At 48.2% G+C, this 13,953-nt stretch carries 12 protein-coding genes; 8 read left to right on the forward strand and 4 right to left on the reverse strand.

All coding sequences use genetic code 11. The features are described from left to right. Positions 1-220 precede the first annotated feature (220 nt). The 4 genes from SB752_RS14325 (at position 221) to SB752_RS14340 (ending at position 5,250) form a co-directional block, all read left to right on the forward strand. Complete coding sequence (locus SB752_RS14325) at positions 221-799, forward strand: histidine phosphatase family protein (RefSeq protein ID WP_410716293.1); 579 nt, start codon at positions 221-223, stop codon at positions 797-799. Positions 800-903: 104 nt separating this feature from the next. Beyond that, positions 904-3,147, forward strand: coding sequence for a sensor domain-containing diguanylate cyclase (locus SB752_RS14330; RefSeq protein ID WP_410716346.1), 2,244 nt, complete (start codon positions 904-906; stop codon positions 3,145-3,147). 76 nt (positions 3,148-3,223) lie between these two features. Beyond that, positions 3,224-4,219 carry an MBL fold metallo-hydrolase gene (locus tag SB752_RS14335; protein ID WP_410716294.1) on the forward strand — a complete coding sequence of 332 codons (996 nt, stop codon included), beginning with the start codon at positions 3,224-3,226 and terminating at the stop codon, positions 4,217-4,219. A gap of 125 nt (positions 4,220-4,344) precedes the next feature. After that, complete coding sequence (locus SB752_RS14340; protein ID WP_410716295.1) at positions 4,345-5,250, forward strand: hypothetical protein; 906 nt, start codon at positions 4,345-4,347, stop codon at positions 5,248-5,250. A gap of 91 nt (positions 5,251-5,341) precedes the next feature. Here SB752_RS14340 and SB752_RS14345 read toward each other — a convergent pair whose 3' ends face one another. Further along, complete coding sequence (locus tag SB752_RS14345) at positions 5,342-6,160, reverse strand: endonuclease/exonuclease/phosphatase family protein (RefSeq protein WP_410716296.1); 819 nt, start codon at positions 6,158-6,160, stop codon at positions 5,342-5,344. Between the two features lie 209 nt (positions 6,161-6,369). Here SB752_RS14345 and refZ point away from each other — a divergent pair, with 209 nt between their 5' ends. Beyond that, positions 6,370-6,999 carry a forespore capture DNA-binding protein RefZ gene (gene refZ, locus SB752_RS14350; protein WP_410716297.1) on the forward strand — a complete coding sequence of 210 codons (630 nt, stop codon included), beginning with the start codon at positions 6,370-6,372 and terminating at the stop codon, positions 6,997-6,999. Between the two features lie 23 nt (positions 7,000-7,022). Next, positions 7,023-9,476, forward strand: a complete 2,454-nt coding sequence (locus tag SB752_RS14355; RefSeq protein ID WP_410716298.1) for a septation ring formation regulator EzrA — start codon at positions 7,023-7,025, stop codon at positions 9,474-9,476. Between the two features lie 55 nt (positions 9,477-9,531). On the opposite strand, the gene SB752_RS14360 is transcribed toward SB752_RS14355, so the two are convergent. The 3 genes from SB752_RS14360 to SB752_RS14370 all read right to left on the reverse strand — a co-directional run bounded on the left by SB752_RS14360 (position 9,532) and on the right by SB752_RS14370 (position 12,123). After that, a complete protein-coding gene (locus tag SB752_RS14360) occupies positions 9,532-9,846 on the reverse strand; it encodes a hypothetical protein (RefSeq protein WP_410716299.1) in 315 nt (104 codons plus the stop codon). 110 nt (positions 9,847-9,956) lie between these two features. Then, positions 9,957-11,237 (reverse strand): BaiN/RdsA family NAD(P)/FAD-dependent oxidoreductase, encoded by a 1,281-nt coding sequence (locus tag SB752_RS14365; protein WP_410716300.1) that lies wholly within the window; start codon positions 11,235-11,237, stop codon positions 9,957-9,959. Between the two features lie 61 nt (positions 11,238-11,298). Then, positions 11,299-12,123: a GNAT family N-acetyltransferase gene (locus SB752_RS14370; protein WP_410716301.1), complete on the reverse strand. Its 825-nt coding sequence runs from the start codon at positions 12,121-12,123 to the stop codon at positions 11,299-11,301. 161 nt (positions 12,124-12,284) lie between these two features. Here SB752_RS14370 and SB752_RS14375 point away from each other — a divergent pair, with 161 nt between their 5' ends. Both SB752_RS14375 and SB752_RS14380 read left to right on the forward strand, forming a co-directional pair. Beyond that, positions 12,285-13,364 (forward strand): M42 family metallopeptidase, encoded by a 1,080-nt coding sequence (locus tag SB752_RS14375; protein WP_410716302.1) that lies wholly within the window; start codon positions 12,285-12,287, stop codon positions 13,362-13,364. 19 nt (positions 13,365-13,383) lie between these two features. Next, positions 13,384-13,893: a hypothetical protein gene (locus SB752_RS14380; protein ID WP_410716303.1), complete on the forward strand. Its 510-nt coding sequence runs from the start codon at positions 13,384-13,386 to the stop codon at positions 13,891-13,893. Positions 13,894-13,953 lie beyond the last annotated feature (60 nt).

Genomic DNA, 13,953 nt, shown 5'->3' on the forward strand with positions numbered 1-13,953 from the left:
TCCAACGATGTCAGTATCTTTCACTTATCACCTCTGACGAGTAAAAGTTTCCATTCGTTTCATCCATTTCAGGAAAAATGTGTCCGGGCATTGGTAAAAGCGATGGATGATATAGGAATTTTGTACCAAATGTTTTATTGATCAATCTAGAATTGTGAACATGCTTCTTATATAATAAAGAGTACTATCCACAGTTTGCTATAAAAGGAGATTTGTCGTCTTGGAAACCATCATGTATCTCATTCGCCATGGAGAAACAGAGTGGAATCAGATCCGGCGCATACAAGGGCACAGCGATATTGACTTAAATGAGCTGGGATTGCGTCAGGCAGAACAGGTGGCTCGTCGTTTTCGGGGCGAATCGGTTCACGCTGTCTACTCGAGTGATTTAAGCCGCGCACGTGAAACTGCATCGAGGATTGCCCAAAACTTCGATTTTACTGTATCCACACTCCCAACCTTGCGTGAGCGCTGCTATGGTCAGTGGGAGGGGCTAACCTACGAGGAGATTCGTGCTCGTTTTGAAAACCAAGATGAAGCAGCTTGCGGAATTGAAACGTTTGAGTGTATGCAAAAACGAGCTGTAACTGCATTAACGGAGCTGGCGAAAGCTCATCCGAACGAGACAATTGTCGTTGTATCTCACGGCGGGCTTATCAACAGCTTTTTACATTTTGTAACATCAGGGGAGCAAGGAACTGGGATTACTCGTATAGACAATACCGGGATAACCAAATTTTGCTTTACAGATTTTTGGAATGTTTTGCAAGTGAATGATACAGACCATTTGGAATCTTAATTCCAGAAGGACCTAAGCAAAATGCTTTCATACGGGTGAAGGTGCTAACCGTTTTTTACACGTTGAGAAAATGCTGAGAGAGGGAGTTTCTCGTGTCAAGTAAAATGTTGGGGAAGTTAGAGACAGTCTTTTCCTACACGGCCCATTTTATTTTGCAATCTTGGCCGGAAAAGCGCCCAGGCATCCTTTTCTTGACAGATTCCGGGGGCCGTGTCATTAACATCATAGAGATGCAGGTTGGTCAATCATGGAACCCTCAAGAGCTTGAACTGCGAAAAGATTCTCCGCCAATCGGGGAGTTGAATGACTTCGTAATGGAAACAATCAGCACGAGTCAGATCGTAGTGAAGGTCAGTAGTGAGGATTCACTTGTCTACGGAGCATTTCCTCTGCACGAGCAGGACGGTGAGATACGTGCAGTGGTTGGGATGGTAACTCCCCGGGCGGAAATTGATTTCGACCTTACCTCGTACATGCGTGGGCTGGAGCCGTTGATCCGAATGGGATATGACGCATACATCCAGCATGTTACTAGTCAAATCGTCATGGATTTGACCTTGCATGACACCACGCGAGAATTACTAGAAAGCTTGACGGGCCAGATCAGTGAAATTATTCAAAAGGGCTATTGCTCGGCAGTAAAGCTATCGGAAAATGGCTTGTTGATTCCCCAAGAGTTTGTCACAACACAAGAAGTAGATTATGGACTGATCCAAATTACCCATTTGGTATCCCGTTTCGGTACTAATCCGGTCACGCCTGCCGTACTGGACAATAATCGGATTGTTGTCGTTCCGATCAGCTTCAACGATAGTCCGCTATACGCACTATTTTTACATCTTTCTCCGGACGAGCACGATTACAAGTATGATGAACGGGATGTTGCGTTTTTGCAAGAGGTAGCGGGCAAAGCGAGTTGTGCCCTTTGGCGAGCGATGATGTCTGACGAACTGCGCCGGGAAGCGAGCAAAAAGGACCTCTTGTACCAACTGATGTCCAAGATTCAGGCATCGATTGATGTGAACGATGTTCTACACGAGATCGTGACCAGCATCCCGATTTTGTATCCTTACTTATCCGTGGAGCTGTTCCTGACGGTGGAACCGAATGCAACTACTCCGGTGAAACAGCTTTCCTTTCATGAGGAGGAGCCATCGACTAGTACCAAGGCATATTTGGAAGGCAGGCTGGTTGTTGATGAAATCGAGCAAGGCGATCAGCAGGTGACGGTGATCGCAGCGCCACTTCTCGGCAAGCAAGGAATATACGGAGTGCTGCAGGTTACATCGGATCAGCTGGTTTCCTTGAGTCAGCACGAAACAAACTACATCGCGATTTTGGCTGATACGGCTGGGACTGCATTTGAAAATGCACAACTATACCAGCAATCACGTAATTTGATCCGTGAGCTACGATTGATCAACGAAATGGCGAGGCAGTTGAACCGAAGTCTCAATTTAAAGGAGATTTTGGACTTTGTGACCACCATGATGCGGGCTACGTTTGATGCAGAATTTTGTGCGATCTTAAACAAGACGCCCGGGGAAGACAATTTTCAGGTCCTTTCGTCTTCGATTCCTGCGTATAATGGCATGAGTATTCAGGCCTCAGAAAAGCCATTTCAGGAAATACTCTTGAACAAACAGGCATTGCTTTTGGCGCAGCCAGGTACTGGACCGCTACCGTTTTCACTGATGCCTTGTTCTTCGCTGATGGGCGTACCGCTAGTTGTCGAGGGAGAAGTCAGTGGAGTCCTTTTAGTCGCTGATTCACGCTATCATTTTTTTAGTTTTGACGACTACAAGCTCCTCGAGATATTCGGACAACATGCGAGTCTGGCGATGACCAATGCTGTGCTGCATAACGAAATGGAGCGCATGGTGATTACGGACAACCTAACAGGGCTGTTCACGCGCAGGCATCTGAACGAAAGAGTCAGGTCCTCGCTGGAAAAGGACCCGTACGGCTCACTGATCCTGATTGATATTGATTTCTTCAAGACGGTGAATGACACGTTTGGCCACCAGGTTGGCGATGAAGTATTGATTCAGGTATCCGATCTTATACGGCACAGTATCCGCGACACGGATATTGCCGCGCGCTGGGGTGGAGAGGAGCTTGCAGTTTATTTGCCGCGAGTGGACAAGGCTATGGCACATACCGTCGCCGAGCGAATTCGGGAGTGCGTAGAGCTGCAAACATCTCCGCGAGTGACGATCTCGTGCGGCCTCGCCAAATGGAATAAGGAGCTCGACGTAAATCTTAGCGTAGAAGCTTTGTTCCATCAGGCGGATGTGGCCTTGTACGAAGCGAAAAATTCAGGGAGAAATCAAGTTGTGTTAGCATAGAGCCAAAACAGTGGCTCTTTTCTCTTTTTTAGCAGGCACTGGAAAAATAGTGAAGAGAAGGTTGGGTGATAAATAGATGACAGCAGGTCGAAGCAACGAGAGCGTGACAGAAATGGCCCCGGATGTATTTTGTCTGGAGATACCAACCCCGTTTAATGTGGGGCCAGTCAATGTGTATGTGGTAAAAGGAGAGAAGCTGACGTTAGTGGATGTCGGTCCGCTAATAGAGGCTGCGTGGCAGGCACTTACGACAGGTTTAGCTTCCATCGGTCACAGCGTGGAGGACATTGAGCAGGTAGTTTTGACACACCATCACGTGGATCATTGCGGCTTGCTGGAAAAAGTCAGACAAGTCTCTGGCGCAACGACACTTGCACATCCACAGGCTGCTCCTTACGTAGAGCAGGATGAAGACTTCATCGCTTTTCACGATCGCTTTTTTACAGAGCTGTACAAAAAAGCCGGTGTCCCAGAAGAGAAGCTGATCATCATTCAAAAATTTCATCAACTCATGAAAACCTTCTCGGAGCCTAGCCAAATTGACGGATTGCTAAAGCATGAGCAGGTAGTCCCTCATTTGACTGACTGGAAGGTACTGTACACGCCTGGTCACAGTCAAAGCCATCTTTCCTTGTATCGAGAAAAAGACCGTGTCATGATCGGCGGAGACCATATTATAAAGCACATTTCTTCAAATGCCTTTATCGAGCCACCGCGTGATCGTTCAGAGGCCCGCCCGTTAACGCTGGTCCAATACCGAACTGCTTTGCAGATGTGTGCAGATCAGGAGATTGATCTCGTGCTGTCTGGTCATGGAGAGCCGGTCGCCAATCATCGGGAGCTGGTGCTCACGCGCTTGCAAAAAAACTGGGAGCGGACGGATACACTGCGCCGCATGCTAGCCGATGGTGAAAAATCAGCCTATGAGCTTACCGCATTGCTCTTTCCCACTCTGTATGAAAAAGAACTGCCGCTAACCCTTTCGGAAACCCTTGGTCACATCGATCTCTTGACCATTCTTCACCAGGTTGAGGTCCGCGAGCAAAACGGCATTGTGTATTACTACTTGTAGGTGAGTCATATAAGCCGACCAGCCAGCAGAATAAGCCCCTTCTTCCCCGGAAACGATAAGGGGGACGAGACCGCCTTGGAGGTACCCAACAGGGTTTGCCGAAACACGCGGAAGGAGGGGCAACTATGCGCAAGCGCTGGACGCTTTGTATGATGACACTGCTTTGTACAGCACTGGTTGGCTGCAATCAGATGGGAGTCAAGCAAAATGCAGGTTCTGCCTACGATCAAATACGCGATCATTTTTCGCAGCAGCAGTCCTACGCATTTTATGGCCGCACGAAGCTATTGACGGCAAACAGCTCCAATGCCAACATGGTCAATTTTTCGGGAAGAAAAGATGGCGATGCCGTGTATATGAAGGTAAAGCTATCGGTTCCTGATGAGAAGCGGATCGACACACTGTCCCTCTTGCATCAGGGAGATAAGCTGTACGCCAAAGAGGGCGATAACCAGGATTGGAAAAACGTAGCAAAAAAAGATGTGGCCCTGCAGCAGGAAATGAATAACTGGAGTCCGGTTTTTTCGTTTCAGCAAATGGATGATATGAAGAGAGATGTTCGGACTTTGCCTGATGAAAATCCGAATGATGACTTGGAAGCCATCCGGGTTACACTTGATTCAGCAAAGCTGAAGAGCTGGCTGGCTACGCAGATGAGAGAGCAGACAGCTTCCGGGACTAGTATCCAGTCTACATCTGACTTCATGCATAAGCCCAAACTAAAGCTGGCAATGGCTCTTTCTGGAGGAGCTTGGCAAAGAACGCATGCCAAACAGGCTGGACCAGCTATCCAATCCAAAGCGAATCCGGATGTAAACGAAATTGTAGATCAAATGGATCTGGAAGCGGAATACACGATCTACTACAATAAAACTAGCATGCTCCCGACGAATTTGACGATGTCAATTCGCTCTGTGTATGATTTGAACAATCAGCGTGTTCACGAGCATTCGCAAGTGGAGACGTACCTGCAAAACTATGGACGAGTACAACCGCTGCCCACTCCTGCTGAAGCAACGACAGAAGGTTAACGAGAAAAGACGCTCACTTTCCTTTCATTCAGCGGAAAGCAAGCGTCTTTTTCTCAGATAAGATATTACGACATGGCGTAGCCAGATTTTCTCATGGGGCTGAACGCTTGGCAATTTCCATGAGGACAGGATAATGATCAGACGGTCCCATAGGAGGCGCGGTTGCCTGGAGAAATTGCAGGTCATGCGAAAGGAAGATACGATCCAGCTCCTTGAGTGATTGCTTGCTTCTTAAGGTGCCGAGCACGACATGCTGCTCAAACAAGGGATCTTGGAGCAGGCTACGCACCGAATCCAGCAAGGAATTGTCCGCATACATATTAAAATCACCGAGCAATACGCCAGTATCTCCAGATTTTTTTTGCAAATAAGTGTAGAGCGATTGGATTTGTTCGGGATGTTCAGACGCTTTTACGCCCAAATGCGTTGTGTATACATGCAGGGGTGTTCCGTACCAATCCACACTCACATCAAGCAGACTGCGAGGCTCCCATGTTGCTGGCAACGGGGTAGAAGCTGCATGCAGGATCGGATATTTACTAAGTACAGCATTGCCGTACGTGCCGAAAAGAAAATTGATGGACGGGGCATAGGCATAATTCATGTGCAAGCTCGCTGCTATGGCGGCGACCTGATTGGTAAACGATGAGCGCGGAAGGGTATTGTCCACCTCCTGCAATGCGATGATATCTGCCGAAAGCGGGCGGAGGGCAGCCACAACCTTTTTGGGGTCGGCGTATCCCTGATCATCCCTGCAGCCGCGAATATTGTACGTAACAACTTGGAGTCGATCTACGTAATAACTTTGGACAGCAGGTGCAGAAGAGGTCAAGTTGTGGATGAGCGCCGTGCCTTGCGAAAAATGGAAGAGGATAAGAAACAATGTGAGCGGCAGCCAGATTTTGCGCAAGGACTCACCTCCGCTTTTATGAAAAGTCCTCGGTAGAGGTATTTTTATCATAGCGCCTCAATAGATAGGAGGAATACTAGAAAACTTTGTCGAACATACAACAGGACTATCTTTTTACGTCGAACAATCTGTACAATGGGAAAGATGCCTGACTGGCCTTGGTGTCTGGTCCGTTTTCTTAAAATCGGAACAGGAGGAAAAGAAAGGCAATGGATCAAACTAAATTACGTATTCTGTCTGCAGCCGCGAAGCTGTTTGACATACATGGCTACAAAGGAACGTCTGTTCGACATATTGCCGAGGAGGCTCAGGTAAACTCCGCATTAATTTCCTATCATTTTCATGGGAAACAGGGTGTGCTGGAAACCTTGATAGCCTCCTATTTCGAGACTTTATTTAGGCGCGTCGAAGAATTGGTAGAGGAGCAAAAGAGTGCGTCTTCCTACCAACAGCTGGAACAAATGGTTCATCTCTATGTGAGCTTTCAAACAGAGCATGCGGCGATCACGAGGTTTATACAAAGAGAGCTGAGTGTCGAGTCTATGCTGGCACGTGAAGTACTGACGCTGTATATTAGTCGTTGGAAGCATGGTCTTTCGCAGGTAATCGAGGGCGGAATTGCTTCTGGCGATTTTTTGTCCGTATCGGTTGATCGGGTTGTTTTGGCTCTTGGAAGCCTGATGAATTATCCATTTTTGCAACCGCAAATGGTTCGCCAAGTATATGATTTGGAACCATCCGATGAGGAGTTTGCTCGGTGGCTGGAAGCTTCGGCAATGCGTTATTTGCAAGGCTGCTTGCTTCCAGTTGACACGCAGCTACGCCCTCCCATGAATTAATACGCTAAGGGGTTGTATAACAAGTGAAACGAAAACTATTCATGCTCTGTTTGGCAGGCATGTTGCTATATACGAATCCGGCCTATGCCACACCATTTCCCGATAAAACGGACCAAGTCGTTCAGGACTCTGACAAATATCTGAAAAAAGACGACATTACCAAATTCGAAGCTTCGCTGAAGGATACGCCAGGAACCTACAAGGTAGTCGTTGTAGAGAGCACTTCTCCAGAAGCAGAGAATCCTGAGGATTACGCCAACAAGCTTTTTAATAACTATAATTTGTCTGACGATGCACTCATGGTCGTTCTTAATATGGAGACGGAGACGCTCGGCGTATACGCTGGACCTAGCCTGCAAGAAAAAGGGGCTAACCAGGAGATGATCAAGGAAAAAATCACTTCCTACTACGAGCCCTTCCGCAACCAAAAGCAATATTTGACCGGAATCCAAACGTTGATTTCGGAAATTCATGCGGAAATCAACCGTTTGGAGAGGAAATCAGGACAAGCAGCGGCTACTGACACGACGAATACAGCAAAAGAAGAACCAAAGGAGGACGCATCGGCACTCGGCGGCATTCCTTGGTGGATATACGTGATTGGAGCAGTATTTGCTGGACTATCGATCGGTTTGATTTATGCGATGATTCGCCGACGCTCCATTTTTGCCCAAGTAGATGATGTAGAGGATTGGAAGGAAGAGTTAGTAGAGAAGATCAATGTGATCGAAGTTGATAAGCCAATGCGTCGTTCCAGCGGTACAACAGAAGTGCGCTACCATCATTTGGCGGATCAAAAGGAAAACCTGTTGCGCAACCGTATTCCCGATGTTGAGATGATGATTTTGGACGCGGAGGAAGCATGCGACCGTTTCCGTTTTTCTCTCGCTTTGGGGATGCTGGATGAAGCACGGGAAACACTCACTCAGATTGAACAGGAACTAGGTGAGCTAAAGACAGATACAACACAGGTGGCAGTGACAAAACAGGAAAACAAAGTCGTCATCCCTGAAATCGGCAAGCTGGTTGAGCAGATTGAGCGGCGTTTGTCTGATTTGCGACTGGAATACGGATTGTCTTTTCACGAGCTGAAAGCATCGCTTGATGAGGTAGAGACGATGCGCAGCATGATCAAAACATCCAGAGCGGCAGGAGATGATCTGCAAGCCTACAACACGACTCTGAAAGCACAGCAGCAGCTTGAGAAAATCAGCAGCACGATGGAGCAGATTCCAACCCTCGTCCATCGCGTGAAAAAAGAAATGCCAGAAGAGTTCAAGCAGCTGGAACAAGGAATCGATCAGGCAGTCCGAGACGGTTATGATTTCAATCAGGATACACTGGAAAATTCTCTATTGCAGGCGAAGCAGCTTCTTTCAGCTTCCAAAAGCGCCTTGGAAGAAGGCAGTCTGGAAACATTGGTTACTCATCAAAAGGCATTTGAAGTATTGATTGACACCACATACCAAACGATAGAAGAAGGCCTCGTTGCAAAGCGTGAAATTGCAGCTACTGCGACAGCGCCTGCCGATGTGGAGGTAGCGAAGCCGATTCTAGAAGAGCCGATTGTGCTTCATGACCCAGTCGAGCTTGCTCCATTGTTTGAAGAACCGAAGCAGCAAGAGGTCTCGGCAAAAGAAAGAGCAGAAGATGTGATTTTGCCTGAGTGGGATACAGAGTCGGAACAGACCGTCGAACGGGAGACCTCTCGTGTAGAAGAGAAAAGGTCACAGCCGGTTGAGGATGCAGCACAGCCGCACATGACCACCACGGAGCTGAGCGAGGCGGAAAGACTTGTCTTGCTCCAGGCAGTACAGCAGTCGAAGAAAACAGCTGCGCCACCAGAAAGCTCAAAACCACACAGTAAAGCAGTTGAACCACAGCCAGTGATAGAAAAACAGCCTGCGGAGGAAGATGAATACGAGCTTGTTATTCCAAGGCCTGCTGCCAAGCCGGAAGAGTTTGCGCCAGCAGTTGAGGAGCCAGAACTGCTTGTGATCGAGACGGAGGATGACGCCTTGGATGAGCTGGAGCGCATCTCTAATACACTTGTGCGTATCCGTCAACAAATCAAGCGCAGCTATCTCCCTGGCATTCCTGACCAACTGAAATACATGTTTGAAGAAATTATTCAGACGCTCGCTCGCGTACAGAGCATTATGGATGAATACCGCTATGATTTGGAGGAAGTGGCGATACTCGTACAGGACGCGAATGATCTCGTGGAAGAGACCGAAAAAATGGCTGAGCGAATCATCGCCACATGTCAGTTGGCGGAGGGAGCCATTCAATACACGAACCGCTATCGCCGTCAAAATCGCCAAGTAAACGAGCTGCTGACCAAGGCAGAACAGTCCTTTAGACAGCTGGCTTTTGCGGAAGCATACCAGCTTGCTGAAGATGCTCGTCTCGTCGTTGAAGGGGCACCAGTAGAAGAAGAGTCGGGCTGGCTATTGCGCCGCAAGAAAAAGGGGTGAATGAGCACCCATGTACTTTCCCATCTTTTTAATCGTTATGGGGATTGTGCTTATGCTACAACCGCGTACCCAGCGCTGGAAAACACGCATGGACACCTTTTTCCAAGGGAATGAGAAGCGTGTGAAACAGCGTGCCAATACGTTTTTTATATTGGGCTTCGCGTTTATTTTGGCAGGGTTTGCCTATCTGTACAGATTTGTTGGTTAAATGAAAAAACACCCGTGCGAGAAAGGACTTCACTACTGAAGCCTGCTTGTCGCAACGGGTGTTTTCTTTATGATCAAATAAGGAGGAAGAGCAAAAAAAAGAAGCGCCGCTCACCAGGGCGACACTCCATCTAGGGAAGATAAAAGGGAGTAAAGGTGTCATGACCAGCACCTTACAACTAGGGGGGAGCAAGGTGCTGGTACACTCTTGTGGAAAAAGAGTACCTTACTTAGTAGTTTCCCCTATCGAAACATGTTTAAACCTAAAATCTTTTAAAAAATTCCTAATGATTCTTTAGCACTATACGTTCCAGCGAGATGTCCCGATGAAAAGGCGATCGTAATGTTGTAGCCACCCGTGTGCGCATGGACATCTATTACTTCACCTGCAAAGTACAGACCTGCCTTGAGCTTGGAGCCCATCGTCTTGGGATCAATCTCTTTGACGCTGACACCACCACCTGTAATAAAGGCTTCCTGGAGTGAAAGTGTTCCCGTGATGGTTAGCGGAAAGGCCTTGATCGTTTTGGCAAGCAGCGACCATTCCTGCTTTTTCAAATGGCTGAGCGTCGTTTCCTCCGAGATGGAAGATAAAGCGAGCAAGAGTGGAATCATTCGCTCTGGAAGATAGCCCTTGAGTACATTTTTCACTGCTTTTTTCGGCTGGTCTTCTAGTTGACTCCAGCTCTCCTTGGCAATTTCATCTGCGGTTTTGCCAGGCATCAAATCGATTGTAAGCGAGAGCGGGATGGCTCCATGCTTTCGCTGTGTGATAGAGACATAGTGACCCATCCGCAGCGAAGCAGGACCGGAAATACCAAAATGGGTAAAGATCAGATCGCCTTCCTGTGTGTTAATCTTTTTCCCGTTTGGAGCGTACAGGGTCATTTCTACATCCCTGAGTGAGAGGCCTTGCAGGGATTTGTCCCTGATCCAGGCATCGCTTGCTGTCAGCGGGACTTCAGTGGGATACAGGTCGGTAATCGTATGTCCCGCTGCCTTTGCCCAGGCGTAGCCATCGCCAGTAGAGCCCGTCTGTGGTACGGAGCAACCTCCTACAGCGATAATGACACATCGTGAGGTCAGCTTCTCACCAGAGTGCAGCCAAATGCCTGTCACGCGCTCTTCGTCGTAGAGCACCTCTTTTACGGCGCTATTTAACAGGATAGTAGCGCCTTGGCGTTTTAACAGATCAATCAGAGCCTGTGCCACTGTCACAGCTTTATCTGTGACCGGAAACATCCGTCCGCGGTCCTCTTCTTTCAAGGCAACACCCAGATCTTCGAAAAAGCGCATGATCTCACGGTTGCCGAATTGCGCTAACGCACTATACATGAAGCGACCATTGCCAGGCATCTGCTTGATGAGCTCGTCTTGTTCCTTGGCATTGGTCACATTGCAGCGACCGCCGCCAGAAATAATCAGCTTGCGTCCCAGCTTGGAGCCTTTTTCCACCAGACATACCCGGGCTCCCAGACTGGAGGCAGCAATTGCGGACATGAGGCCAGAAGGACCGCCGCCAATAATGATGACATCGTAATCCGTTTGATTCATTCGTTCTCGTCCTTTTTTCTAAACATGTAAGGGTAGGGCAACCCCCATTGTATCATATCACTCAGGATAGAATATCACCTAGCGTCCGCTTTTCCAGTACATAGCGGACAATGGCTTCATCTCGCATGATGCTGGTTACGACATAACCTTGTTGTACCAAGTAGTGGGTGAACAATTGGCCCGTAGCCTCACGCCAGCGGCGAGCAATCTCAAAGTCAGCACGCTTGACATCCTGGAAGTAAGCAGGGACAGGAAGCAGGAGCACAGGCTCGTCGTGGATGAGTGAGATATCGGTCAACTGCGGGATACCATCTATGATTTCGTAGCCAAGAACGTCAGGAGCGCGCTCTGAGTGCACGTTGACAGCTTGTCCCGTGCGATGGTGAGCTACACGTCCACTGTCTACAAACCACTCTACGAGGAAGCGATCTGTCGGCAGCCCACGATTAAAATCGTCATTCAACTCACCGTAGCAGTCAGGCAAGAAAGTACGAACGATTCCCCCGAGCTTGACGATATTGAGAACGCCGTTGACCGTCTCTAACGGATCGTACGTCCAGGTAATTTTGGAAAAGCCATGCGCTTTTGCTTCGTCCAGCTGCATCCACTTCATTTGTACGCCCAATCCACGCTTGCGATAGTCCGGTAAAAAACCAAGCATGTGTGAGCAAAGATGCGATTCACCGTTCGTAAAGCCAGGGAAGCTATATAAAAACCCAATTAACTGGTCATCGTCAAAGGCCCCTAAAAACAGACCACCGAATTTGGACATGGTAAGTGTCATATGGTACGGGATAGCATCGTTTGGGTCCCAAATTCTACCTTCCAGTTCTTCTAACAACTCGATTTCTTTTCGTTCTGTTAATTTTCGGAGCGTAATTGACATGTTCTCTACCTCCCTGTAGTTCCCTTGCTCATATAGATTGTAATCAGATTCGGGAAAAGAGAACACATTCCTGCTTTCAGACTGTTGCATCCCTTTCTTTGTAAGTCGATAATAGAAGACGATGATAAACATCCGGATTGGATGGAGGAGGTTAGACTACAATGAAAAGTCAGTTTCAACGAGAGGTATGGAATCGATTGACGCAAGCACCGGGAGCAGCAGGCTTTGAAGGCCCGGTTCGAGATATCATGCGGGAATACATAAGCAATTACACGAATGAAATCGTCTATGATAACTTGGGAAGCATCTTCGGTGTCATGCGCGGCGATGAGAACGGTCCAAGAATCATGGTTGCGGGTCATATGGATGAAGTCGGCTTCATGGTATCGCGAATTTCGGACAAAGGCTTTATTTCCTTCCAGACACTTGGAGGTTGGTGGGGGCAGGTATTGCTTGCCCAACGCGTACAGATCGTGTCAGATAAAGGAATCATCGAAGGTGTGATCAGCTCGATCCCGCCCCATGTTCTCAGTGATGATCAACGGAATCGCCCGATGGATATTCGTAATATGTACATCGATATCGGCGTAGATTCGCGCGCAGAAGCAGAGCAGCTAGGTGTGCGTCCCGGTCAACAGATCGTCCCTGTATGTCCGCTACAGGAAATGGCCAATCCAGACCGGATCATGGCAAAAGCGTGGGATAATCGCTATGGATGCAGCTTAGCCGTAGAGCTGGCAAAAGAGCTGCATGAGCGTCCCGGACATCCAAATGTCGTTTATGTGGGCGCGACTGTGCAAGAGGAATTGTCAGGAGCACGCGGAGCCAAGACAGCTGCTGCCATGATTGAACCGGATCTGTTCCTGGCTTTGGATGCGAGTCCAGCCAGCGATATACCGGGGATCAGAGAAGAAGGCGGAAAATTGGGTGGCGGTCTGTTGATGCGTATTTACGACCCGGGATATGTAATGCCCGTTGGCCTGCGCGAACTCTTGATTTCCACCTGCGAGGAAGAGAAAATTCCATACCAATTCTACGTGGCAAAAGGAGGGACCGACGCAGGTGTCGTTCAATATCATGGCAAAGGCGTACCATCAGCGGTCATCGGCATCCCATCCCGTTACATTCACAGCCATGCTTCCATTATTGACCGAAAAGATTATGAGGCAGCGAAGCGACTGTTGTTCTCTGTAGTCCGCAAGCTGGACCGCGCTACATGGGAATCGATCCTGCCACGCTAATGAAACGGAGGTGGCGTATGTGAACGCAATCATTTTGTACACCAGGCAACAGGGAGATGCTACATCATTCGAATTTAACGTCTTCGACAACCAATTCGCCACCGAAAATCTGGCTGTACGTAAGGTGCTGATGGCGATGCTACAGTCAGTTCGCCACACGCTGACCGAGCTTGTGATCGAGTACAACGACAGTATGCTTGTGGAAAAAATCGGAGCCAAACGTGCGGGGGAGCTACTTCGTTTTCTTGGTGCGACCAAAGAGAACAGTCAGGAGAACCGCAGCAACAATGTCATAGTCAGCCGCTCGTTTCGTGCAAAGCTTACTGACGAACGCTACGATTATTTTTACAACCTTACAGATATCGCCCAGCTTTCTCATTATCGGTTAAAAGCGGGAGATGAAGACCGCATCGTATTTTATTTCACCCGCTATTTGCAATTAATTGCACCTGATCAAAAGTCACATGACGCATTTTTAAACGGATTACAATCGTTTTCGCTGCCGTATAAATTGGTGCCGATCACGTAACTGCCGAGCTCTCAAATAGATAAAAGCCATTTTGCTCTCGATTGAAAGCAGAATGGCTTT

Source organism: Brevibacillus sp. SIMBA_040 (genome assembly GCF_046535075.1).
In the GTDB taxonomy this organism is placed as follows: Bacteria; Bacillota; Bacilli; order Brevibacillales; family Brevibacillaceae; genus Brevibacillus.